The 25,275-nt window shown below is 55.8% G+C and carries 11 protein-coding genes, 2 tRNA genes and 7 rRNA genes; 9 read left to right on the top strand and 11 right to left on the bottom strand.

All coding sequences use genetic code 11. The annotated features are described in order from the left end of the window. Positions 1–71 precede the first annotated feature (71 nt). From GEV39_RS00650 to GEV39_RS00635, 4 genes are all read left to right on the top strand, one after another. Positions 72–761, top strand: coding sequence for a GntR family transcriptional regulator (locus tag GEV39_RS00650; RefSeq protein WP_173887140.1), 690 nt, complete (start codon positions 72–74; stop codon positions 759–761). A gap of 107 nt (positions 762–868) precedes the next feature. Further along, a complete protein-coding gene (locus tag GEV39_RS00645) occupies positions 869–1,372 on the top strand; it encodes a sigma-70 family RNA polymerase sigma factor (RefSeq protein WP_173891633.1) in 504 nt (167 codons plus the stop codon). Then, positions 1,362–2,345 carry a FecR domain-containing protein gene (locus GEV39_RS00640; protein ID WP_173887138.1) on the top strand — a complete coding sequence of 328 codons (984 nt, stop codon included), beginning with the start codon at positions 1,362–1,364 and terminating at the stop codon, positions 2,343–2,345. Before GEV39_RS00645 ends, GEV39_RS00640 begins: the two co-directional genes overlap by 11 nt. Positions 2,346–2,468: 123 nt before the next feature. Further along, a complete protein-coding gene (locus tag GEV39_RS00635) occupies positions 2,469–4,955 on the top strand; it encodes a TonB-dependent siderophore receptor (protein WP_249414314.1) in 2,487 nt (828 codons plus the stop codon). A gap of 97 nt (positions 4,956–5,052) precedes the next feature. On the opposite strand, the gene rrf (GEV39_RS00630) is transcribed toward GEV39_RS00635, so the two are convergent. From rrf (GEV39_RS00630) to GEV39_RS00580, 11 genes are all read right to left on the bottom strand, one after another. Then, positions 5,053–5,168: ribosomal RNA gene (gene rrf / locus GEV39_RS00630) — 5S ribosomal RNA — on the bottom strand. Positions 5,169–5,277: 109 nt separating this feature from the next. Next, positions 5,278–5,393, bottom strand: a 5S ribosomal RNA gene (gene rrf, locus GEV39_RS00625). 134 nt (positions 5,394–5,527) lie between these two features. Continuing rightward, positions 5,528–8,420 (bottom strand): 23S ribosomal RNA (locus GEV39_RS00620). Positions 8,421–8,669: 249 nt separating this feature from the next. Then, positions 8,670–8,745: transfer RNA gene (locus GEV39_RS00615), tRNA-Ala, on the bottom strand. A 114-nt stretch (positions 8,746–8,859) separates the two neighbouring features. Next, a tRNA-Ile gene (locus GEV39_RS00610) sits at positions 8,860–8,936 on the bottom strand. An 86-nt stretch (positions 8,937–9,022) separates the two neighbouring features. Further along, positions 9,023–10,559 (bottom strand): 16S ribosomal RNA (locus GEV39_RS00605). Positions 10,560–11,004: 445 nt separating this feature from the next. After that, positions 11,005–11,120 (bottom strand): 5S ribosomal RNA (rrf, locus tag GEV39_RS00600). Positions 11,121–11,254: 134 nt separating this feature from the next. Continuing rightward, a 23S ribosomal RNA gene (locus GEV39_RS00595) occupies positions 11,255–14,147 on the bottom strand. Between the two features lie 281 nt (positions 14,148–14,428). After that, a 16S ribosomal RNA gene (locus GEV39_RS00590) occupies positions 14,429–15,965 on the bottom strand. Together the 16S, 23S and 5S rRNA genes with 2 tRNA genes alongside form the textbook arrangement of a ribosomal RNA operon. Positions 15,966–16,534: 569 nt before the next feature. After that, a complete protein-coding gene (locus GEV39_RS00585) occupies positions 16,535–17,755 on the bottom strand; it encodes a CaiB/BaiF CoA transferase family protein (protein ID WP_173887137.1) in 1,221 nt (406 codons plus the stop codon). Between the two features lie 14 nt (positions 17,756–17,769). Next, positions 17,770–18,951, bottom strand: a complete 1,182-nt coding sequence (locus GEV39_RS00580) for an acyl-CoA dehydrogenase (protein WP_054904519.1) — start codon at positions 18,949–18,951, stop codon at positions 17,770–17,772. 163 nt (positions 18,952–19,114) lie between these two features. Here GEV39_RS00580 and GEV39_RS00575 point away from each other — a divergent pair, with 163 nt between their 5' ends. The 5 genes from GEV39_RS00575 (at position 19,115) to scpC (ending at position 25,017) form a co-directional block, all read left to right on the top strand. After that, positions 19,115–20,029 (top strand): LysR family transcriptional regulator, encoded by a 915-nt coding sequence (locus tag GEV39_RS00575; RefSeq protein ID WP_054904518.1) that lies wholly within the window; start codon positions 19,115–19,117, stop codon positions 20,027–20,029. Between the two features lie 408 nt (positions 20,030–20,437). Next, positions 20,438–21,559 (top strand): Re/Si-specific NAD(P)(+) transhydrogenase subunit alpha, encoded by a 1,122-nt coding sequence (locus tag GEV39_RS00570; RefSeq protein WP_173887135.1) that lies wholly within the window; start codon positions 20,438–20,440, stop codon positions 21,557–21,559. Between the two features lie 11 nt (positions 21,560–21,570). Next, complete coding sequence (locus GEV39_RS00565) at positions 21,571–21,885, top strand: NAD(P) transhydrogenase subunit alpha part 2 (RefSeq protein WP_003256966.1); 315 nt, start codon at positions 21,571–21,573, stop codon at positions 21,883–21,885. Positions 21,886–21,887: 2 nt separating this feature from the next. After that, positions 21,888–23,339: an NAD(P)(+) transhydrogenase (Re/Si-specific) subunit beta gene (locus tag GEV39_RS00560; protein WP_173887134.1), complete on the top strand. Its 1,452-nt coding sequence runs from the start codon at positions 21,888–21,890 to the stop codon at positions 23,337–23,339. Positions 23,340–23,523: 184 nt separating this feature from the next. Then, positions 23,524–25,017, top strand: coding sequence for a succinyl-CoA:acetate CoA-transferase ScpC (gene scpC, locus GEV39_RS00555; protein ID WP_029885367.1), 1,494 nt, complete (start codon positions 23,524–23,526; stop codon positions 25,015–25,017). Positions 25,018–25,275 lie beyond the last annotated feature (258 nt).

Raw genomic sequence — 25,275 nt, 5'->3', positions numbered from 1 at the left:
GTTTGACACCCTGACAGGCAGTTACTAGTGTAATTGGATCCAACTTTAGTCATCGTTAAGGCAGGCTTTACGTGGCCGAGAAACTCAAACTGAGCAATGTGTTGGCCAGCGAGCAGCTGTTACCGCACCAGGCTCGTGGCGTGATCGAAGAACGCCTGCGCAGTGCCATTCTCGACGGTCGCTTGCCACCTGGCACCGCCGTGCGCCAGCAAGAGCTGGCCACCTTGTTCGGGGTGAGCCGCATGCCTGTACGCGAAGCCTTGCGCCAGCTGGAAGCGCAATCACTGCTGAAAGTGGAAATGCACAAGGGTGCCGTGGTTGCGCCCTTGATCGGCGAGGACGCGGTAGACACCTACGCGCTGCGAATACTGCTTGAGAGCGAGGCGCTACGCCAGTCCATCCCGTTGCTGGAGCCCAGCGACATCGCCCAGGCACGCGGCTACATCCAGCAGCTGGAGAATGAAACCCGCCACGCTGAAATCGGCCGGCTCAATCGTCTGTTGCACATGGCCTTGTACAGCAAGGCAAAAAACAGGAAGTTGCTCCGCCTGATCGAGGACGAGCTCAACGAGGAGGAACGCTTTCTGCGTTTTCACCTCTCCTCCATGGGGCTGGGCAAGCTCACCCAGGATGATCACAACGCATTGGTCAACGCCGCCAGTGACAAACACGTGGAAGAAGCCATCGCCGTGCTGGAGCGACACCTGAACAGCGGCGCTACGGTCATCCGCCAATACCTGGATGGCCAACCGCAACACTAGCGTGCTTCAGCCGATGCGGGGCTGGCAAACGGACAGGTTGCAAATTATGGCGCCGCCGCCAACAATGAGACTAATTATCATTAATGTCCATTGTTGATACCTCGCCCATGCCCAGCGACGACTCCGTGCAAACGCTTTACAGTGACCACCACGGCTGGCTGCATGCCTGGCTGCGCAGCCAGCTGGGTAACGCCGCTGATGCTGCCGACCTGGCCCAGGACACCTTCGTTCGCCTGTTACAGCGCCGTGAGAAACTGCACTTGAACACGCCACGTGCGTTCCTGCGCAAAGTTGCACGCGGGCTGGTGATCGACCATTGGCGCCGCGAGGAGCTACACAAGGCGTACCTCGAGGCCTTGTCCCATCTGCCAGAAGCGTTGGCGCCTGCCGCTGAAACCCGCGAACTGTTGCTGGAGTTGCTGGAGCGCATCGCGCGCATGCTCGATGGCCTGAAACCCAAAGTGCGACGGGCTTTCCTGCTAGCCCAGTGCGAGGGGCTGAAGCATCAGGCCATCGCTGACCAGATGGGTGTCTCCGTGCGTACCGTGGAGCGCTACATCGCCGATGCGCTCTACCACTGCTACGTGCTGCGCTATCACGATGACTGCTGACGCCAAGACTGCTGCACAACCCGGCGCACAAGCGGTCAAACAGGCCATTCACTGGATGTTGAGGCTGCGCGAGAACGGGCATGATGCCGCACTGCAACAGCAATGCGTGCAGTGGCGCACGGCCCGTCAAGAGCATGAGCAAGCCTGGCAACGGGTGATCCAGATGCACCAGGATCTCGACCTGCGCGGCATTCCCGGTGCCGGTTTGGCTTTGCAGACCCTGGAAACCAGCCAGCGTCGGCTGCACCGACGTCAGGCGCTGAAACTGCTGGGTGGCACGGCCATGATCGGCGCAGCGGCATGGCTGGGCCGGGATTTGGATGGGCTCAGCTACTGGACCGCCGACTACGTCACGAGCACGGGTGAACGCCGCAGCTTCACGCTGCCAGATGGCACCCTGATGCAACTCAATACAGACAGCGCCGTGGACCTGGCATTCGAGGAACAGCAGCGACTGATTCGCCTGAGGCAGGGGGAAATGATGATTACCTGCGGCCAGGCCACCACGGCGCAGCGCCCCCTGCTGGTACAAAGCCGCGATGCCTTGCTTGAAGGGTTTGCCGGGCACTTCGCGGTACGCCAGGACAGCGACTGTACGCACGTCAGCGTCGGCACTGGCAGGGTAGCGATCCACCAGCTTGGTACCGGCCCGCTGCAGTGGATCGAAAGCGGCCAGAACTGGCGCCTGGATGCACAGGGTGCGCAACGTCTGCAGCACGTGGACATGGACGCAATGGCCTGGAGCGAGGGGCTGATCGTTACCCGGGACATGCGCCTGGCGGACTTCCTCGCGCAGATCAGCCGCTATCGCCGTGGTTATCTGGGTTGCAGCGAAGAAGTTGCCGGCTTGCGCCTGTCGGGAGTATTCCGCCTTGAAGACCCGGAGCTTTTGCTGCAGCTACTCCCCCAGACGCTGCCAGTGAGGCTGCGCCAACGCACTCGCTGGTGGGTACGCGTGGAAAGCCTCGCTTGATCAGGCGGCCCCTGCAGGGTTGGCCGTAGGGCGGTGCCAGGTATTTTTGGCGGGTTTTGAATGGCAGTCCGGCTAGGACAGTAAGCAACACCTTCCGCCCTCAATATCCCTACGGACTTGAACATGTCTAACGACACCGTGCACATATGCACACTCAACGCGAATGGTTTTCGACCTGTCTTGCACTCAGCATTATTACGCAACGCAGTGCGGGCAGCTGTATTGGGCACGGCCCTGGGCCTGAGTGCTATTCCACTGGCCGCCTGGGCGGCGGAAACAGCCCAGGTCAGCCAGCAATATTCCATACCTGCAGGCCAGCTGGACGATGTGCTCAGCCAGTTCGCCCGCCAAGCCGGCATCACACTGTCGAGCACACCGCAGCTCACCAACGGTTTGCAGTCCAGCGGCCTCAATGGGCAATACGCCACAGAACAGGCTCTGCGCCAACTCCTCAATGGCAGTGGTTTGCGAGCTGTCAGCCAAGGTGGGCACAGCTACGTGTTGCAGGCGCAGCCGCTGGACGCAGCGTTGTCGTTACCCGACACCGACGTCCGCGGTTTCAGCCTGGGTAATGCGCTGGGTAGCACCGAGGGCTACAACGCGACCCACAGCCAAGTGGCGACCAAGACCAGCATGCCGCTTGTGGAAACATCGCAATCGGTGTCTGTGGTGACCCGCCAGCAGATCGACGACCAAGGGTCACAGACCGTCGCCCAGGCCATGCGCTATACACCAGGGGTGCTAACCAACCCCTACGGTGCCACGCACCGCTATGATTATGTGGCGATGCGCGGCTTCAACGACGGCTCGGTAGACAACATCTACGTCGACGGGCTCAAATCCATGGGCGACAACGGCACCTACAGCACCATGCAGGTGGACCCGTATTTCCTGGAGCGCATCGACATCCTCAAAGGGCCGTCCTCGGTTCTGTACGGCCGCAGCTCACCAGGTGGGCTGGTCGCGTTGACCACCAAGAAACCGCTGTTTTCCGCCTACCATCAGGTACAAGCTACGGTCGGCACCCAGGGCCAGCGCGGCATGGGCTTCGATTTCAGCGGCCCGGTGGATGAAGACCAGCGTATCGCCTATCGCCTGACGGGCTTGGCGGATGCCTCTGACACGCAGTTCGACCACAACAAGGAAGAACGCTACGCCATTGCCCCGGCGATCAGCGTGGACTTCAGCGAAGATACTTCGCTGACCTTGCAGGCCTATCTGCAACACGACCCCAACGGCGGCTACCACGGCGGTAACCCGGCAGACGGCATGCTGCACCCGCGTAATGGCTTGCGCCTGTCCGATCACTTCTTTGAAGGCGAAACGGGTATCGACAGCTACGAACGTACGCAACAGTCGTTCAGCTATCAGTTCGAGCACCGCTTCAATGACATCTTCACGGCTCGGCAGAACTTCCGTTACCAGGATTCCGACGTGTCGATGGACCAGGTTTATTCCGCCGGTTGGGCAGATGCTGAAAGCAATATCCTGAACCGCGCTTACACCGGCGGCGACGAGCGGCTGCATTCGTACATCATCGATAACATGCTGCAGGCAGAGTTCTTCACAGGCGCCGCCAAGCACACCCTGCTTATGGGCACGGACTACCAGCGGCGCAAAGCTGACGTTGAATGGCGTTACGGTACCGTAGACCCCTTGGACGCCGGTAACCCGCAGTACGGTAATGGCAACCTGCAGTTGCTGGGAGAAAACCGCTATCAGCGCCGTTTGCAGCAAACGGGGGTATACCTGCAGGATCTGGTGGAGCTTGATCAGTGGCGTTTTTCTCTGGGGCTGCGTCAGGACTGGGTGAAGGTGTCCGAACAGAACCGTGACTCTGATACCAAGGTTAATGACCAGCGCTCGAAGTTCACAACACGTGCCGGCGTGCTTTACCTGTTTGAAAATGGCATTGCGCCCTATGTCAGTTACTCGGAGTCATTCAATCCGAATACCGTCTCCGATCAGGATGGCCGGCCTCTGGCACCCACCGAGGGTACGCAGTGGGAGGCGGGCATCAAGTATCAACCCACCGGCAGCGACAATCTGTTCACCGCGTCGGTATTCCGCATCGAACAAGAGAACCTGGCGTCGAAACAACCGAACGAGGATTTTTATCGCGCTGTAGGTGAAGTGCGCTCGCAGGGCCTGGAGCTGGAAGCACATGTGCAGCTCAGCGAAAGCCTGAAGCTGCTGGGTGGCTACACCTTTACCGATATCGAGTATTCCAAGACGATGCCGAGCCTGGTGTCGGGCAACCTGGACAACAAGGGCAACTCGCCGACTCAGGCGCCAAAGCAGATGCTCTCGCTATGGGCTGACTACAACTTCCACCAAGGGGCCCTGGATGGCCTGCGGCTGGGCGGCGGCGTGCGTTATGTGGGCTACAGCTGGGTGGATGCGGAAAACAGTATGAAGGTGCCCTCCTACACGCTGTTCGATGCTTCCGTGGGCTATGACCTGGGCAAGGTGGGCCTGACCGGTGTAGATGTGCGCTTGAACGCCAATAACCTCACCAATGAAAGCTACATCACTTCGTGTGCCAGCCTGAACTACTGCTACATGGGTGAAGAGCGCAATGTGAGTGCAACAGTGAGTTACCAGTTCTAGGCAGATGGCCAGGGCTGTTTGGCGCTTTCACCGCAGCCCCTGTACCTGAAAAGACAAAGCCCCTGTCTGCATTGCAGACAGGGGCTTTGGGTTTGAATCTTGACGATGACCTACTCTCACATGGGGAAACCCCACACTACCATCGGCGATGCATCGTTTCACTGCTGAGTTCGGGATGGGATCAGGTGGTTCCAATGCTCTATGGTCGTCAAGAAATTCTATGTGCTGGCCCGTCACTCGAACGTGCCTGCGAATCTCTGTAGTTCCTACTTAAAGACAAAACCCCTACCTGCATGTGCAGATAGGGGTTTTGCGAAATGAATCTTGACGATGACCTACTCTCACATGGGGAAACCCCACACTACCATCGGCGATGCATCGTTTCACTGCTGAGTTCGGGATGGGATCAGGTGGTTCCAATGCTCTATGGTCGTCAAGAAATTCTGTAGCCAGAATGTCCAGTTGGACAGCCCAGCGAATCCGGATATGTGATGTTTGTGATGCCTTGCGAACTTTCGGTTCATGTCATCTCCACCACCGCAATCTGCGTCAGCAAATTGCTTGGGTGTTATATGGTCAAGCCTCACGGGCAATTAGTATTGGTTAGCTCAACGCCTCACAGCGCTTACACACCCAACCTATCAACGTCGTAGTCTTCGACGGCCCTTTAGGGGATTCAAGATCCCAGTGAGATCTCATCTTGAGGCAAGTTTCCCGCTTAGATGCTTTCAGCGGTTATCTCTTCCGAACATAGCTACCCGGCAATGCCACTGGCGTGACAACCGGAACACCAGAGGTTCGTCCACTCCGGTCCTCTCGTACTAGGAGCAGCCCCTCTCAAATCTCAAACGTCCACGGCAGATAGGGACCGAACTGTCTCACGACGTTCTAAACCCAGCTCGCGTACCACTTTAAATGGCGAACAGCCATACCCTTGGGACCGGCTTCAGCCCCAGGATGTGATGAGCCGACATCGAGGTGCCAAACACCGCCGTCGATATGAACTCTTGGGCGGTATCAGCCTGTTATCCCCGGAGTACCTTTTATCCGTTGAGCGATGGCCCTTCCATACAGAACCACCGGATCACTAAGACCTACTTTCGTACCTGCTCGACGTGTTTGTCTCGCAGTCAAGCGCGCTTTTGCCTTTATACTCTACGACCGATTTCCGACCGGTCTGAGCGCACCTTCGTACTCCTCCGTTACTCTTTGGGAGGAGACCGCCCCAGTCAAACTACCCACCATACACTGTCCTCGATCCGGATAACGGACCTGAGTTAGAACCTCAAAGTTGCCAGGGTGGTATTTCAAGGATGGCTCCATGAGAACTGGCGTCCCCACTTCAAAGCCTCCCACCTATCCTACACAAGCAAATTCAAAGTCCAGTGCAAAGCTATAGTAAAGGTTCACGGGGTCTTTCCGTCTAGCCGCGGATACACTGCATCTTCACAGCGATTTCAATTTCACTGAGTCTCGGGTGGAGACAGCGCCGCCATCGTTACGCCATTCGTGCAGGTCGGAACTTACCCGACAAGGAATTTCGCTACCTTAGGACCGTTATAGTTACGGCCGCCGTTTACCGGGGCTTCGATCAAGAGCTTCGCTTGCGCTAACCCCATCAATTAACCTTCCGGCACCGGGCAGGCGTCACACCCTATACGTCCACTTTCGTGTTTGCAGAGTGCTGTGTTTTTAATAAACAGTCGCAGCGGCCTGGTATCTTCGACCGGCATGAGCTTACGGAGCAAGTCCTTCACCCTCGCCGGCGCACCTTCTCCCGAAGTTACGGTGCCATTTTGCCTAGTTCCTTCACCCGAGTTCTCTCAAGCGCCTTGGTATTCTCTACCTAACCACCTGTGTCGGTTTGGGGTACGGTTCCCAGTTATCTGAAGCTTAGGAGCTTTTCTTGGAAGCATGGTATCAACCACTTCGTCGCCTAAAGGCAACTCGTCATCAGCTCTCGGCCTTGAAATCCCGGATTTGCCTAAGATTTCAGCCTACCACCTTAAACCTGGACAACCAACGCCAGGCTGGCCTAACCTTCTCCGTCCCTCCATCGCAATAACTGGAAGTACAGGAATATTAACCTGTTTTCCATCGACTACGCTTTTCAGCCTCGCCTTAGGGACCGACTAACCCTGCGTCGATTAACGTTGCGCAGGAAACCTTGGTCTTTCGGCGTGCGAGTTTTTCACTCGCATTGTCGTTACTCATGTCAGCATTCGCACTTCTGATACCTCCAGCAAGCTTCTCAACTCACCTTCACAGGCTTACAGAACGCTCCTCTACCGCATCATCATAAGATGATACCCGTAGCTTCGGTGCATGGTTTGAGCCCCGTTACATCTTCCGCGCAGGCCGACTCGACTAGTGAGCTATTACGCTTTCTTTAAAGGGTGGCTGCTTCTAAGCCAACCTCCTAGCTGTCTAAGCCTTCCCACATCGTTTCCCACTTAACCATGACTTTGGGACCTTAGCTGACGGTCTGGGTTGTTTCCCTTTTCACGACGGACGTTAGCACCCGCCGTGTGTCTCCCATGCTCGGCACTTGTAGGTATTCGGAGTTTGCATCGGTTTGGTAAGTCGGGATGACCCCCTAGCCGAAACAGTGCTCTACCCCCTACAGTGATACATGAGGCGCTACCTAAATAGCTTTCGAGGAGAACCAGCTATCTCCGAGCTTGATTAGCCTTTCACTCCGATCCACAGGTCATCCGCTAACTTTTCAACGGTAGTCGGTTCGGTCCTCCAGTCAGTGTTACCTAACCTTCAACCTGCCCATGGATAGATCGCCCGGTTTCGGGTCTATACCCAGCGACTAAACGCCCTATTAAGACTCGCTTTCGCTACGCCTCCCCTATTCGGTTAAGCTCGCCACTGAATATAAGTCGCTGACCCATTATACAAAAGGTACGCAGTCACCTAACAAAGTAGGCTCCCACTGCTTGTACGCATACGGTTTCAGGTTCTATTTCACTCCCCTCTCCGGGGTTCTTTTCGCCTTTCCCTCACGGTACTGGTTCACTATCGGTCAGTCAGTAGTATTTAGCCTTGGAGGATGGTCCCCCCATATTCAGACAAAGTTTCTCGTGCTCCGTCCTACTCGATTTCATTGATAAGAGATTTTCGTGTACGGGGCTATCACCCACTATGGCCGCACTTTCCAGAGCGTTCCACTAATCTCAAATCAACTTAAGGGCTGGTCCCCGTTCGCTCGCCACTACTAAGGGAATCTCGGTTGATTTCTTTTCCTCAGGGTACTTAGATGTTTCAGTTCCCCTGGTTCGCCTCTTGCACCTATGTATTCAGTACAAGATACTCAGCTTATGCTGAGTGGGTTCCCCCATTCAGAGATCTCTGGATCACAGTCTGTTTGCCGACTCCCCAAAGCTTATCGCAGGCTACCACGTCTTTCATCGCCTCTGACTGCCAAGGCATCCACCGTATGCGCTTCTTCACTTGACCATATAACCCCAAGCAATCTGGTTATACTGTGAAGACGACATTCGCCGAAAATTCGCATTTCGCTCAGTTAAGAGCAGAACTCACAAATTTTACCTTAGCCTGATCACACACCAGTGAAAGTGCGCGTCAGTCTATATCTATCACATATCCGAATTTTTAAAGAACGATCTGACAAAAGTCAGAAATCAACATTCATCAACGAATGTTCATTTCTAAGTTCTGACCAGGAGCAACATCTACCGCAGAAAGTGGTGGAGCCAAGCGGGATCGAACCGCTGACCTCCTGCGTGCAAGGCAGGCGCTCTCCCAGCTGAGCTATGGCCCCGTATTCTACGGCTGAACCATGTAATGGTAGGCCTGGGCAGATTTGAACTGCAGATGAGCCGTCCTCACCACTCTTTATCCAGAGGCATGGGGTGCTCAACATTCCAACCAAAAATGGTAGGTCTGGGCAGATTTGAACTGCCGACCTCACCCTTATCAGGGGTGCGCTCTAACCAACTGAGCTACAGACCTAATGGTATAACTTTGGGTCTTGATCGTCTTTTACAATGAATCAAGCAATTCGTGTGGGAGCTCATCAGTAGGCTGATGTCGTCGATTAAGGAGGTGATCCAGCCGCAGGTTCCCCTACGGCTACCTTGTTACGACTTCACCCCAGTCATGAATCACACCGTGGTAACCGTCCTCCCGAAGGTTAGACTAGCTACTTCTGGTGCAACCCACTCCCATGGTGTGACGGGCGGTGTGTACAAGGCCCGGGAACGTATTCACCGCGACATTCTGATTCGCGATTACTAGCGATTCCGACTTCACGCAGTCGAGTTGCAGACTGCGATCCGGACTACGATCGGTTTTGTGAGATTAGCTCCACCTCGCGGCTTGGCAACCCTCTGTACCGACCATTGTAGCACGTGTGTAGCCCAGGCCGTAAGGGCCATGATGACTTGACGTCATCCCCACCTTCCTCCGGTTTGTCACCGGCAGTCTCCTTAGAGTGCCCACCATAACGTGCTGGTAACTAAGGACAAGGGTTGCGCTCGTTACGGGACTTAACCCAACATCTCACGACACGAGCTGACGACAGCCATGCAGCACCTGTGTCAGAGTTCCCGAAGGCACCAATCCATCTCTGGAAAGTTCTCTGCATGTCAAGGCCTGGTAAGGTTCTTCGCGTTGCTTCGAATTAAACCACATGCTCCACCGCTTGTGCGGGCCCCCGTCAATTCATTTGAGTTTTAACCTTGCGGCCGTACTCCCCAGGCGGTCAACTTAATGCGTTAGCTGCGCCACTAAAATCTCAAGGATTCCAACGGCTAGTTGACATCGTTTACGGCGTGGACTACCAGGGTATCTAATCCTGTTTGCTCCCCACGCTTTCGCACCTCAGTGTCAGTATCAGTCCAGGTGGTCGCCTTCGCCACTGGTGTTCCTTCCTATATCTACGCATTTCACCGCTACACAGGAAATTCCACCACCCTCTACCGTACTCTAGCTTGCCAGTTTTGGATGCAGTTCCCAGGTTGAGCCCGGGGCTTTCACATCCAACTTAACAAACCACCTACGCGCGCTTTACGCCCAGTAATTCCGATTAACGCTTGCACCCTCTGTATTACCGCGGCTGCTGGCACAGAGTTAGCCGGTGCTTATTCTGTCGGTAACGTCAAAACAGCAAGGTATTAGCTTACTGCCCTTCCTCCCAACTTAAAGTGCTTTACAATCCGAAGACCTTCTTCACACACGCGGCATGGCTGGATCAGGCTTTCGCCCATTGTCCAATATTCCCCACTGCTGCCTCCCGTAGGAGTCTGGACCGTGTCTCAGTTCCAGTGTGACTGATCATCCTCTCAGACCAGTTACGGATCGTCGCCTTGGTGAGCCATTACCTCACCAACAAGCTAATCCGACCTAGGCTCATCTGATAGCGCAAGGCCCGAAGGTCCCCTGCTTTCTCCCGTAGGACGTATGCGGTATTAGCGTTCCTTTCGAAACGTTGTCCCCCACTACCAGGCAGATTCCTAGGCATTACTCACCCGTCCGCCGCTGAATCAAGGAGCAAGCTCCCGTCATCCGCTCGACTTGCATGTGTTAGGCCTGCCGCCAGCGTTCAATCTGAGCCATGATCAAACTCTTCAGTTCAATACTGCTTGGGTTTTTAAGAAACCCTAAACTTGGCTCAGCAATCTCAAATGACTATGTGATTTCTCGCATGGCCACTTGTGATGCTGATAATCTTTTTGACTATCAGTCCGTACTCACAAGCACCCACACGAATTGCTTGATTCGATTTGTTAAAGAGCGGTTGGTTAAGAGCGTTTCGTCTCAACCGAGGCGCGCATTCTACGCTTTCCTCAGGATCTGTCAAGCGTTTACTTTGAAGATTTTCGAGAAACTCGTTTAACTTCAGACACTTGACTCGCTTCGATCTCTCGTAGCGGGAGGTGAATAATACAGTATTCAAAAACACTGTCAACCACCTTTTACCACCACTGGCGGGCTCGTGAGCCAACCAGGAGAAGCGACAGCTTCTACTTAAAGACAAAACCCCTACCTGCCTGCGCAGATAGGGGTTTTGCGAAATGAATCTTGACGATGACCTACTCTCACATGGGGAAACCCCACACTACCATCGGCGATGCATCGTTTCACTGCTGAGTTCGGGATGGGATCAGGTGGTTCCAATGCTCTATGGTCGTCAAGAAATTCTGTAGCCAGAATGTCCAGATGGACAGCCCAGCGAATTCGGATATGTGATGTTTGTGATACCTTGCGAACTTTCGGTTCATGTCATCTTCACCACCGCAATCTGCGCTAGCAAATTGCTTGGGTGTTATATGGTCAAGCCTCACGGGCAATTAGTATTGGTTAGCTCAACGCCTCACAGCGCTTACACACCCAACCTATCAACGTCGTAGTCTTCGACGGCCCTTTAGGGGATTCAAGATCCCAGTGAGATCTCATCTTGAGGCAAGTTTCCCGCTTAGATGCTTTCAGCGGTTATCTCTTCCGAACATAGCTACCCGGCAATGCCACTGGCGTGACAACCGGAACACCAGAGGTTCGTCCACTCCGGTCCTCTCGTACTAGGAGCAGCCCCTCTCAAATCTCAAACGTCCACGGCAGATAGGGACCGAACTGTCTCACGACGTTCTAAACCCAGCTCGCGTACCACTTTAAATGGCGAACAGCCATACCCTTGGGACCGGCTTCAGCCCCAGGATGTGATGAGCCGACATCGAGGTGCCAAACACCGCCGTCGATATGAACTCTTGGGCGGTATCAGCCTGTTATCCCCGGAGTACCTTTTATCCGTTGAGCGATGGCCCTTCCATACAGAACCACCGGATCACTAAGACCTACTTTCGTACCTGCTCGACGTGTTTGTCTCGCAGTCAAGCGCGCTTTTGCCTTTATACTCTACGACCGATTTCCGACCGGTCTGAGCGCACCTTCGTACTCCTCCGTTACTCTTTGGGAGGAGACCGCCCCAGTCAAACTACCCACCATACACTGTCCTCGATCCGGATAACGGACCTGAGTTAGAACCTCAAAGTTGCCAGGGTGGTATTTCAAGGATGGCTCCATGAGAACTGGCGTCCCCACTTCAAAGCCTCCCACCTATCCTACACAAGCAAATTCAAAGTCCAGTGCAAAGCTATAGTAAAGGTTCACGGGGTCTTTCCGTCTAGCCGCGGATACACTGCATCTTCACAGCGATTTCAATTTCACTGAGTCTCGGGTGGAGACAGCGCCGCCATCGTTACGCCATTCGTGCAGGTCGGAACTTACCCGACAAGGAATTTCGCTACCTTAGGACCGTTATAGTTACGGCCGCCGTTTACCGGGGCTTCGATCAAGAGCTTCGCTTGCGCTAACCCCATCAATTAACCTTCCGGCACCGGGCAGGCGTCACACCCTATACGTCCACTTTCGTGTTTGCAGAGTGCTGTGTTTTTAATAAACAGTCGCAGCGGCCTGGTATCTTCGACCGGCATGAGCTTACGGAGCAAGTCCTTCACCCTCGCCGGCGCACCTTCTCCCGAAGTTACGGTGCCATTTTGCCTAGTTCCTTCACCCGAGTTCTCTCAAGCGCCTTGGTATTCTCTACCTAACCACCTGTGTCGGTTTGGGGTACGGTTCCCAGTTATCTGAAGCTTAGGAGCTTTTCTTGGAAGCATGGTATCAACCACTTCGTCGCCTAAAGGCAACTCGTCATCAGCTCTCGGCCTTGAAATCCCGGATTTGCCTAAGATTTCAGCCTACCACCTTAAACCTGGACAACCAACGCCAGGCTGGCCTAACCTTCTCCGTCCCTCCATCGCAATAACTGGAAGTACAGGAATATTAACCTGTTTTCCATCGACTACGCTTTTCAGCCTCGCCTTAGGGACCGACTAACCCTGCGTCGATTAACGTTGCGCAGGAAACCTTGGTCTTTCGGCGTGCGAGTTTTTCACTCGCATTGTCGTTACTCATGTCAGCATTCGCACTTCTGATACCTCCAGCAAGCTTCTCAACTCACCTTCACAGGCTTACAGAACGCTCCTCTACCGCATCATCATAAGATGATACCCGTAGCTTCGGTGCATGGTTTGAGCCCCGTTACATCTTCCGCGCAGGCCGACTCGACTAGTGAGCTATTACGCTTTCTTTAAAGGGTGGCTGCTTCTAAGCCAACCTCCTAGCTGTCTAAGCCTTCCCACATCGTTTCCCACTTAACCATGACTTTGGGACCTTAGCTGACGGTCTGGGTTGTTTCCCTTTTCACGACGGACGTTAGCACCCGCCGTGTGTCTCCCATGCTCGGCACTTGTAGGTATTCGGAGTTTGCATCGGTTTGGTAAGTCGGGATGACCCCCTAGCCGAAACAGTGCTCTACCCCCTACAGTGATACATGAGGCGCTACCTAAATAGCTTTCGAGGAGAACCAGCTATCTCCGAGCTTGATTAGCCTTTCACTCCGATCCACAGGTCATCCGCTAACTTTTCAACGGTAGTCGGTTCGGTCCTCCAGTCAGTGTTACCTAACCTTCAACCTGCCCATGGATAGATCGCCCGGTTTCGGGTCTATACCCAGCGACTAAACGCCCTATTAAGACTCGCTTTCGCTACGCCTCCCCTATTCGGTTAAGCTCGCCACTGAATATAAGTCGCTGACCCATTATACAAAAGGTACGCAGTCACCTAACAAAGTAGGCTCCCACTGCTTGTACGCATACGGTTTCAGGTTCTATTTCACTCCCCTCTCCGGGGTTCTTTTCGCCTTTCCCTCACGGTACTGGTTCACTATCGGTCAGTCAGTAGTATTTAGCCTTGGAGGATGGTCCCCCCATATTCAGACAAAGTTTCTCGTGCTCCGTCCTACTCGATTTCATTGATAAGAGATTTTCGTGTACGGGGCTATCACCCACTATGGCCGCACTTTCCAGAGCGTTCCACTAATCTCAAATCAACTTAAGGGCTGGTCCCCGTTCGCTCGCCACTACTAAGGGAATCTCGGTTGATTTCTTTTCCTCAGGGTACTTAGATGTTTCAGTTCCCCTGGTTCGCCTCTTGCACCTATGTATTCAGTACAAGATACTCAGCTTATGCTGAGTGGGTTCCCCCATTCAGAGATCTCTGGATCACAGTCTGTTTGCCGACTCCCCAAAGCTTATCGCAGGCTACCACGTCTTTCATCGCCTCTGACTGCCAAGGCATCCACCGTATGCGCTTCTTCACTTGACCATATAACCCCAAGCAATCTGGTTATACTGTGAAGACGACATTCGCCGAAAATTCGCATTTCGCTCAATTAAGAGCAGAACTCACAAATTTTACCTTAGCCTGATCACACACCAGTGAAAGTGCATGTCAGTCTATATCTATCACATATCCGAATTTTTAAAGAACGGTCTGACAAAAGTCAGAAATCAACATTCATCAACGAATGTTCATTTCTGAATTCTCATCAGCAAATGAATCAAGCAATTCGTGTGGGAGCTCATCAGCAGGCTGATGTCGTCGATTAAGGAGGTGATCCAGCCGCAGGTTCCCCTACGGCTACCTTGTTACGACTTCACCCCAGTCATGAATCACACCGTGGTAACCGTCCTCCCGAAGGTTAGACTAGCTACTTCTGGTGCAACCCACTCCCATGGTGTGACGGGCGGTGTGTACAAGGCCCGGGAACGTATTCACCGCGACATTCTGATTCGCGATTACTAGCGATTCCGACTTCACGCAGTCGAGTTGCAGACTGCGATCCGGACTACGATCGGTTTTGTGAGATTAGCTCCACCTCGCGGCTTGGCAACCCTCTGTACCGACCATTGTAGCACGTGTGTAGCCCAGGCCGTAAGGGCCATGATGACTTGACGTCATCCCCACCTTCCTCCGGTTTGTCACCGGCAGTCTCCTTAGAGTGCCCACCATAACGTGCTGGTAACTAAGGACAAGGGTTGCGCTCGTTACGGGACTTAACCCAACATCTCACGACACGAGCTGACGACAGCCATGCAGCACCTGTGTCAGAGTTCCCGAAGGCACCAATCCATCTCTGGAAAGTTCTCTGCATGTCAAGGCCTGGTAAGGTTCTTCGCGTTGCTTCGAATTAAACCACATGCTCCACCGCTTGTGCGGGCCCCCGTCAATTCATTTGAGTTTTAACCTTGCGGCCGTACTCCCCAGGCGGTCAACTTAATGCGTTAGCTGCGCCACTAAAATCTCAAGGATTCCAACGGCTAGTTGACATCGTTTACGGCGTGGACTACCAGGGTATCTAATCCTGTTTGCTCCCCACGCTTTCGCACCTCAGTGTCAGTATCAGTCCAGGTGGTCGCCTTCGCCACTGGTGTTCCTTCCTATATCTACGCATTTCACCGCTACACAGGAAATTCCACCACCCTCTACCGTACTCTAGCTTGCCAGTTTTGGATGCAGTTCCCAGGTTGAGCCCGGGGCTTTCACATCCAACTTAACAAACCACCTACGCGCGCTTTACGCCCAGTAATTCCGATTAACGCTTGCACCCTCTGTATTACCGCGGCTGCTGGCACAGAGTTAGCCGGTGCTTATTCTGTCGGTAACGTCAAAACAGCAAGGTATTAACTTACTGCCCTTCCTCCCAACTTAAAGTGCTTTACAATCCGAAGACCTTCTTCACACACGCGGCATGGCTGGATCAGGCTTTCGCCCATTGTCCAATATTCCCCACTGCTGCCTCCCGTAGGAGTCTGGACCGTGTCTCAGTTCCAGTGTGACTGATCATCCTCTCAGACCAGTTACGGATCGTCGCCTTGGTGAGCCATTACCTCACCAACAAGCTAATCCGACCTAGGCTCATCTGATAGCGCAAGGCCCGAAGGTCCCCTGCTTTCTCCCGTAGGACGTATGCGGTATTAGCGTTCCTTTCGAAACGTTGTCCCCCACTACCAGGCAGATTCCTAGGCATTACTCACCCGTCCGCCGCTGAATCAAGGAGCAAGCTCCCGTCATCCGCTCGACTTGCATGTGTTAGGCCTGCCGCCAGCGTTCAATCTGAGCCATGATCAAACTCTTCAGTTCAATACTGCTTGGGTTTTTAAGAAACCCTAAACTTGGCTCAGCAATCTCAAATGACTATGTGATTTCTCGCATGGCCACTTGTGATGCTGATAATCTTTTTGACTATCAGTCCATACTCACAAGCACCCACACGAATTGCTTGATTCGATTTGTTAAAGAGCGTTTGGTTAAGATCGTTTCGTCTCAACCGAGGCGCGCATTCTACGCTTTCCTCATTTGCTGTCAAGCGTTTATTTTGAAGTTTTTTGCGAGAAACTCGTTTAGCTTCAAACACTTGACTCACTGCGATCTCTCGTAGCGGGAGGCGAATCATACAGCGTTTAGAAGCGCTGTCAACCATCATCTCAACCGTTTTCGATCATTTGATCGTAGCCCTTACAGCGCTTTCCGAATCGGTTAACTCATTGAATCTCAAGGAGTTTGTCGTTCCGTTGTCGCTGGAAGTGGGGCGCATTATAAGGGGATTCGAGAGGGCGTCAACCTTTAATTCAAATAAACTTTCAGGGCGCTTAAAAAGCAAAGCGGGGAGGCCTGGCGGCCTCCCCGCTATATAGCTGGACCAGCATTCCCTACAACACGCCAGCGCTGCGCAGCTGGCGCACTTCTTCCGCTCCTAGCCCTAACACCTCTTCAAGCACGACCTCGGTATGCTCACCCAACATAGGCGGCGCCAGCCGATACTCGACAGGTGTCGCCGACAAACGTATCGGGCTTGCCACCTGCGGCACACTGCCTGCCAACGCATGCGGGATACTGACCGCCAGCCCGCGTGCCACCACCTGGGGGTCACGGAACACCTGGGCAAGATCATTGATTGGCCCACACGGCACACCCGCTGCCTCCAACTGGCTCACCCATTCGGCCGTGGTCTTGAACACGGTGGCCTGGCGAATTAATGGAATCAGCTCAGCCCGGTTGGCAACACGCAGCTTGTTGGTGGCAAAGCGAGGATCAGTCGCCCATTGAGGCTGCCCGGCCACCTCGGCGAATTTGCGGAACTGGCTGTCGTTGCCCACGGTAAGAATGAAATCGCCATCCGCCGTAGGAAAATCCTGATAAGGCACGATGTTGGGGTGGGCATTGCCCAGGCGACGGGGCGCCGTGCCCGTGGTCAGGTAGTTCATTGCCTGGTTCGCCAGGCAAGCCACCTGCACATCCAGCAGCGCCATGTCGACATGCTGGCCGACCCCAGTCTGGTCGCGATGGGCGAGGGCGGCCAGCATAGCCACCGTTGAGTACAGCCCGGTCAGAATGTCGGTAAGGGCAACACCTACCTTGACTGGCCCAGCGCCTTCTTCACCCTCCGGGCGCCCCGTCAGGCTCATCAGCCCACCCAGACCCTGGATCATGAAGTCATAGCCAGCGCGCCGGGCGTAAGGCCCGGTCTGCCCGAAGCCGGTAATGGAGCAATAAATAAGCCGCGGATTGTCGGCCTTGAGGCTTTGGTAATCCAGCCCATAGGCCGCCAGCCCACCTACTTTGAAGTTCTCGATGACGATATCGCACTTCGCCGCCAGCTCACGCACCAGGCGCTGGCCCTCTGGCCGCGTGAAATCGATCGTCACCGACCGCTTGTTGCGGTTGGCCGACAGATAATAAGCCGCCTCGCTCGTGTTCTCGCCATTGGCACCTTTAAGGAAGGGCGGCCCCCAGGCGCGGGTATCGTCCCCGCTGCCCGGCCGCTCGACCTTGATCACGTCAGCCCCCAGGTCAGCGAGGATCTGGCCAGACCAAGGGCCGGCCAACACGCGCGACAGGTCCAGCACCCGCAGATGTGATAACGCACCCATGGACTGGCTCCTTATCAATAGAAAGCCTGAATACCGGTTTGCGCGCGCCCCAGGATCAGCGCATGTACGTCGTGCGTACCTTCATAGGTGTTGACCACCTCCAGGTTGACCAGGTGGCGGGCAACACCGAATTCGTCGGAAATCCCGTTACCACCGAGCATGTCGCGTGCCATGCGTGCGATATCCAGCGCCTTGCCGCAGGAGTTGCGCTTCATGATCGAGGTAATTTCCACCGCCGCGGTGCCCTCGTCCTTCATGCGCCCAAGGCGCAGGCAGCCTTGCAGCGCCAGCGTGATCTCGGTCTGCATGTCCGCCAGCTTTTTCTGGATCAGCTGGTTTGCAGCTAGTGGGCGACCGAACTGCTGACGGTCCAGCGTGTATTGGCGGGCGGTGTGCCAGCAGGCCTCTGCAGCACCCAGCGCCCCCCAGGAAATGCCGTAACGGGCCGAATTCAGGCAAGTGAACGGACCTTTGAGGCCACGTACATCGGGGAAGATGTTCTCTTCCGGCACAAACACGTTATCCATGACGATCTCGCCAGTGATCGACGCGCGCAAACCGACCTTGCCATGAATTGCAGGCGCACTCAGGCCCTGCCAGCCCTTTTCCAGGACGAAGCCACGGATATCACCAGCGTCATCCTTGGCCCAGACCACGAATACGTCAGCGATCGGGCTGTTGGTGATCCACATTTTGCTGCCGCTCAGGCGATAACCGCCCTCGACCTTCTTGGCCCGGGTAATCATCGAGCCCGGGTCAGAGCCATGGTTAGGCTCGGTCAAACCGAAGCAACCGATCCATTCCCCACTCGCCAGCTTGGGCAAGTACTTCTGTTTCTGGGCTTCGGTACCGAATTCGTTGATCGGCACCATCACCAGCGAAGACTGAACGCTCATCATCGAACGATAGCCGGAGTCGATACGCTCCACTTCGCGAGCAATCAGCCCATAGCACACATAGTTCAAGCCGCTGCCGCCGTATTGCTCGGGGATGGTCGCACCCAGCAGGCCCACTTCCCCCATTTCGCGAAAAATCGCCGGGTCGGTCTGCTCATGACGAAACGCCTCGAGTACACGCGGGGCCAGCTTGCCCTGGGCGAACTGATACGCGCTGTCACGCACCATGCGCTCTTCTTCAGTGAGCTGCTGATCCAGCAGCAGTGGATCGATCCAGTTGAAGCTTGCTTTACCAGCCATGAGCGGAATCCTCGAGAAGGGGGCGGAGTTTTTATGTGCCTTTGAGCCTAGGACTGATTGCCCGCTGATACAAACGAGGATTGCGCACCATATAGTGATATTTTGTCACTTCGAAAATCAGAACCCCGCCACATTTGCGGCCTGACGAGTGAGGTTGACGTACATGCGACGCAAGATCCCCAGCACCTCTGCATTGGTTTGCTTCGAGGCCGCTGCGCGTCACCAGAGCTTCACCAAGGCCGCCCAGGAGCTTTCCTTGACCCAGGGCGCCGTCTGCAGACAGATTGCCAGCCTGGAAACGTTCCTTAACGTAGAGTTGTTTCGCCGCTCGCGCCGTGGTGTGAAGCTGACCGAGGCGGGCCTGTCGTACAGCCGCCAGGTTGCCGCGCAACTGGACGCAGTGGAGCGCGACACCTTGTCAGTGATGCGACAGCAGGGCGCCAGCGTGATCGAACTGGCAGTAGTACCGACATTCGGTACCCAATGGCTGCTACCGCGCCTCAAAGACTTCCAGCAGCGCCACCCGGAGGTCACCGTGAACCTCACCAACCGCACCCGGCCATTTCTGTTCGCGGACACAACATTCGATGCCGCCATCTATTTTGGTGATGGCGACTGGTCTGGCACACAGTCGCAGCGGCTGATGGGGGAAAACCCGTTACCCGTATGCAGCCCGGCACTGCTGGGCGGGCAAGGCACGCTCGAAGCACGGCACATCGCTGAGCTGCCACTGTTGCAGCAGAGCACGCGGCCGTACGCGTGGCGGCAATGGTTTGCCAGCGTGGCCATGAATGTGGAACGTGACATGACCGGCCCACGCTATGAGCTATTTTCGATGCTTGCCCAAGCGGCCATGCACGAGATGGGCGTCGCGCTGATACCGCCGTTTCTGATCCAGCGCGAGTTGCAGGAGGGTAGGCTGGTAGTCGCTAACAGACACGTCCTGACTAGCGACAAGGCCTACTATCTGATGATTCCAGAACGCAAGGTGGAGTCCGCATCACTGCGCGCATTCCGTGACTGGCTGGTGAGCCAAGCGCAGGCATATGCCCAGGAACGGGATAACCTGACCCCGTAGTCAATTATTTTTAACACCTACAGATATATGTATTTGTCGCATATTCGTAAACTGTTACGTACGCACAAAAATACCCGCTAACCGTCCTGACTACGCGGCTTTGCGGGTTATTTTGCGACATCGAACAAGCCATCAGCGAACTGGACAAAATTTTTTTGTTTTTTTCTCCTAATCTGGCAAAAGCCCGTAGTTGATGGGCTGCGATCTTATGCGTGCGACAAGCGGTCACAGGGTGACTTGTAGTTTTAACTTCGTTTCGCTCCAGAACCGGTTGAAGCCCTATGGGTTCGTCTGCAAAATGCTTCGCCCGCCCAGGATCCGGCGGGATGGCGCTCCACAGCCACCCAGCACACCATTCGCAGTGCGCTGGCTTTGACAAAAACAAAGGTCACCGCAGGAGAAATAGTCGTGCACATTGGTGTTCCTCTCGAGACGCAGACCGGTGAGACAAGGGTCGCTGCGACCCCCGAAACCATCAAGAAACTGATTGGCCAGGGCCATCAGGTCACCGTTCAACGGGGGGCAGGGCTCAACGCCGCCATTCCGGACAGTGCCTATGAGGCCGTGGGTGCTTCCCTGGGGACCGCAGCCGATGCATACGGCGCCAAACTGGTCCTGAAGGTGGTCGCGCCCAACGACCAGGAACTGGCCCTGATCAACAGCGGCAGCCTGCTGGTAGGTATGCTCAACCCCTTCAACAGCGAAATGATCGGCAAGATGGCCGAACGCGGGATCACCGCCTTCGCGCTGGAGGCCGCGCCCCGCACGTCAAGGGCGCAGAGCCTGGACGTGCTGTCGTCACAGGCGAACATCGCCGGTTACAAGGCCGTGCTGCTGGCTGCCCATCACTACCCACGCTTCATGCCCATGCTGATGACCGCCGCCGGTACGGTCAAAGCCGCCCGGGTACTGATCCTGGGTGCGGGCGTTGCCGGCCTGCAGGCCATCGCCACGGCCAAGCGCCTGGGCGCAGTGATCGAGGCGTCCGACGTACGCCCGGCGGTGAAGGAGCAGATCGAGTCGCTGGGTGCCAAGTTCATCGACGTCCCCTACGAGACCGACGAAGAACGCGCGTGCGCCGAAGGCGTCGGCGGCTATGCCCGGCCAATGCCAGCCAGCTGGATGCAACGCCAGGCCCAGGCCGTGCACGAGCGCGCCAAGCAGGCGGATATCGTCATCACCACCGCCTTGATCCCAGGCCGCAAGGCGCCAACCCTGCTCAGTGCCGAAACGGTGGCCCAGATGAAGCCTGGCTCGGTCGTCATCGACCTGGCCGCAGCCCAAGGCGGCAACTGCCCGCTGACCGTGGCGGACCAGGTCATTCAGGCGCATGGCGTGACCATCGTCGGCCCCACCAACCTGCCGGCCCAGGTCGGCGCCGATGCCTCGGCGCTGTATGCGCGCAACCTGCTGGACTTCATGAAGCTGCTGTTCGACAAGGACGGCGCACTGACCATCAACCTCGAAGACGACATCGTCGCGGCCTGCCTGATGTGCCGCGATGGCCAGGTCGTCCGCAAGAACGGCTAAGGAGCACGACAATGGAAGACATGCTGATTTCCCACGGCATCTACAACCTGATCATCTTCGTGCTGGCCATTTATGTGGGCTACCACGTGGTGTGGAATGTCACCCCGGCGCTGCACACCCCACTCATGGCGGTCACCAATGCCATCTCGGCGATCGTCATCGTCGGTGCCATGCTGGCCGCCGCACTGACCGTCACCCCGGCCGGCAAACTGATGGGCACCCTGGCGGTGGCCTTGGCCGCAGTCAATGTGTTCGGTGGCTTCTTGGTCACCCGCCGCATGCTGGAAATGTTCAAGAAGAAAACCAAGAACGAGGCGCAGAAGTAAGCATGAGCATGAATCTGGTAACGCTCCTCTACCTCGTCGCCTCGGTGTGCTTCATCCAGGCGCTCAAGGGCCTGTCGCACCCGACCACCTCGCGGCGCGGCAACCTGTTCGGCATGATCGGCATGGGCATCGCCATCCTCACTACGGTTGGCCTCATTTATAAGCTCGCGGCGCTCTCCATAGGTAACGGTGGGGCCACGGCCGGCATCGGTTACGTACTGGTCGGTCTGCTGGTGGGTGGTACCGCCGGTTCGATCATGGCCAAGCGGGTCGAGATGACCAAGATGCCCGAACTGGTCGCTTTTATGCACAGCATGATCGGCCTGGCTGCGGTTTTCATCGCTATCGCCGCAGTGCTCGAACCGCAGTCGATGGGCATTGTTGCAGCCATCAGCGACCCGATCCCTACCGGTAACCGCCTGGAACTGTTCCTCGGCGCAGCCATTGGTGCCATTACCTTCTCTGGCTCGGTGATCGCTTTCGGCAAGCTATCGGGCAAATACAAATTCCGCCTGTTCCAGGGCGCACCCGTACAGTTCGCCGGTCAGCACAAGCTCAATCTGATCCTGGGCCTGACCACCATCGCCTTGGGCCTGCTGTTTACGTTCACTGGCCACTACAGTGCCTTCACCCTCATGCTGGCCCTGGCCTTTGTCATGGGTGTGCTGATCATCATTCCGATTGGCGGCGCCGACATGCCGGTGGTTGTTTCAATGCTCAACAGCTACTCGGGTTGGGCGGCAGCGGGTATCGGCTTCTCGCTGAACAACTCGATGCTGATTATCGCTGGCTCGTTGGTGGGCTCTTCTGGCGCCATTCTGTCGTACATCATGTGCAAGGCGATGAACCGCTCGTTCTTCAACGTCATCCTCGGCGGCTTTGGTGGCGATACCGACGCTGGGGCGGCGCAAGGCTCGCAAGAGCAGCGCCCGGTCAAGTCCGGCTCGGCTGACGATGCCACCTTCCTGTTGAGCAACGCCGACAGCGTGATCATCGTTCCGGGCTATGGCCTGGCGGTGGCCCGTGCCCAGCATGCACTCAAGGAACTGACCGAAAAGCTGACCCACAACGGTGTGACCGTGAAGTACGCGATTCACCCAGTGGCGGGGCGTATGCCTGGGCATATGAACGTGCTCCTGGCCGAAGCCGAAGTCCCTTACGACCAGGTCTTTGAAATGGAAGACATCAACGCCGAGTTTGGCCAGGCCGACGTGGTACTGGTGCTTGGCGCGAACGACGTGGTCAACCCGGCGGCGAAAAACGACCCCAAGTCGCCCATTGCCGGCATGCCGATTCTCGAAGCGTTCAAAGCCAAGACCATCATCGTCAACAAGCGCTCGATGGCCAGCGGCTACGCCGGCCTGGATAACGAACTGTTCTACCTGGACAAAACCATGATGGTATTCGGTGACGCCAAGAAGGTTATCGAAGACATGGTCAAGGCTGTAGAATAAAACACCGCAGCAAACCCGCCGATATAAAGGAAGCCCCGGTAAGCATTTACCGGGGCTTTCTTTTTATTGATCCGGATCAACGGCTCTACCGAGAGGCTTCTCATACGACCATGGTCGTGGGACGGCAATGGGCGAAATCTCTAGACTGCGCTGCAGTAGTTTCAGTAGCCCGAGATAACAATCCATGTACCGTGACCGTATCCGCTTGTCCTCTCTGCACAGCAAGGTAATGAGTGCGGCTGATGCCGCTGGTCTGATCGAGGACGGCATGACTGTCGGCATGAGCGGCTTTACCCGCGCCGGTGAGGCCAAGGCCGTCCCGCATGCACTGGCCGAACGTGCCAAACAGTCGCCACTGAAGATCAGCCTGATGACCGGCGCCAGCCTGGGCAACGACCTGGACAAGCAACTGACCGAGGCCGGCGTGTTGGCACGCCGCATGCCTTTCCAGGTAGACAGCACTCTGCGCAAGGCCATCAACGACGGCAAGGTGATGTTCATCGACCAGCACCTGTCGGAAACCGTCGAACAACTGCGCAATCAGCAATTGAAGCTGCCGGACATCGCGGTCATCGAAGCCGTGGCCATCACTGAGCAGGGCCACATCGTACCTACTACATCGGTGGGTAACTCGGCCAGTTTCGCCATCTTCGCCAAGCAGGTGATTGTCGAGATCAACCTCTCGCACAACACCAACCTCGAAGGTTTGCACGATATCTATATCCCGACCTACCGCCCGACCCGCACGCCCATTCCGCTGGTCAAGGTCGACGATCGTATCGGCAGCACCGCCATCCCGATCGACCCGGCCAAGATCGTGGGTATCGTCATCAGCGACCAACCGGACTCCCCATCTACCGTGTTGCCGCCAGATGACGAAACCCAGGGTATCGCCAACCACCTGATCAACTTCCTGAAGAAGGAAGTGGAAGCTGGCCGCATGACCAACAAGCTCGGCCCACTGCAGGCCGGCATCGGCAGTATTGCCAACGCCGTGATGTGCGGCTTGATCGAGTCGCCCTTCGAAGACCTGACCATGTACTCCGAAGTGCTACAGGACTCGACCTTCGACTTGATCGACGCCGGCAAGCTGCGTTTTGCGTCGGGCAGTTCCATCACCCTGTCGACCCGCCGCAATGCCGATGTATTCGGTAACCTCGAGCGCTACAAGGACAAGCTCGTGCTGCGCCCGCAGGAAATCTCCAACCATCCTGAGGTCGTGCGGCGCTTGGGCATCATCGGTATCAACACCGCGCTGGAGTTCGACATCTACGGCAACGTCAATTCCACCCATGTGTGTGGCACCAGGATGATGAACGGCATCGGTGGCTCGGGTGACTTCGCCCGTAACGCCCACCTTGCTGTATTCGTTACCAAGTCGATTGCCAAAGGCGGTGCGATTTCCAGTGTGGTGCCGATGGTCAGCCATGTGGACCATACCGAACACGACGTGGACATCCTGGTCACTGAACAAGGTTTGGCCGACCTGCGTGGCCTGGCCCCGCGCGAGCGGGCACGCGTGATCATCGACAACTGTGTGCACCCAGACTACCGCGCGGCACTGAACGATTACTTCGAGCGCGCTTGCCAACGTGGCGGCCATACGCCACATATCCTGCGCGAAGCGCTGAGTTGGCACGAGAACCTGGAAGAAACCGGCCGCATGCAAGCGAGCTGATCCAGCGGCGGTCTGGAACAGCAGCCCCGCTTCTGCTGTTCCAGCCCATTCGCGTTTCACGTCCAGACACAAGAATATCCAGAACTGTACTACTGTACCTGTCCTAGGCTTCTTTCAAGCCTGCAGAACATCGCCACACATCAAAAATGCACCATAAAGATGCAGACCAGTACAGTTGCGCCTGTTTCGAGTGCAACAGTAGGGTTACACAGTTAACTGAGCCATCGTCTTTCGCATGAACTGTATCTACTGTTCTGG

It is taken from the genome of Pseudomonas sp. NY5710, assembly GCF_013305665.1.
In the GTDB taxonomy this organism is placed as follows: Bacteria; Pseudomonadota; Gammaproteobacteria; order Pseudomonadales; family Pseudomonadaceae; genus Aquipseudomonas; species Aquipseudomonas juntendi.
This window is presented reverse-complemented; position numbering and strand designations above follow the sequence as displayed.

What these genes read in the sequence shown, in the direction of transcription:
- GEV39_RS00645 (WP_173891633.1), top strand. Translation starts at nt 869, where the DNA reads ATGCCCAGCGACGACTCCGTGCAAACGCTTTACAGTGACCACCACGGC.
- GEV39_RS00640 (WP_173887138.1), top strand. Translation starts at nt 1,362, where the DNA reads ATGACTGCTGACGCCAAGACTGCTGCACAACCCGGCGCACAAGCGGTC.
- GEV39_RS00635 (WP_249414314.1), top strand. Translation starts at nt 2,469, where the DNA reads ATGTCTAACGACACCGTGCACATATGCACACTCAACGCGAATGGTTTT.
- GEV39_RS00585 (WP_173887137.1), bottom strand. Translation starts at nt 17,755, where the DNA reads ATGGGTGCGTTATCACATCTGCGGGTGCTGGACCTGTCGCGCGTGTTG.
- GEV39_RS00580 (WP_054904519.1), bottom strand. Translation starts at nt 18,951, where the DNA reads ATGGCTGGTAAAGCAAGCTTCAACTGGATCGATCCACTGCTGCTGGAT.
- GEV39_RS00575 (WP_054904518.1), top strand. Translation starts at nt 19,115, where the DNA reads ATGCGACGCAAGATCCCCAGCACCTCTGCATTGGTTTGCTTCGAGGCC.
- GEV39_RS00565 (WP_003256966.1), top strand. Translation starts at nt 21,571, where the DNA reads ATGGAAGACATGCTGATTTCCCACGGCATCTACAACCTGATCATCTTC.
- GEV39_RS00560 (WP_173887134.1), top strand. Translation starts at nt 21,888, where the DNA reads ATGAGCATGAATCTGGTAACGCTCCTCTACCTCGTCGCCTCGGTGTGC.
- scpC (WP_029885367.1), top strand. Translation starts at nt 23,524, where the DNA reads ATGTACCGTGACCGTATCCGCTTGTCCTCTCTGCACAGCAAGGTAATG.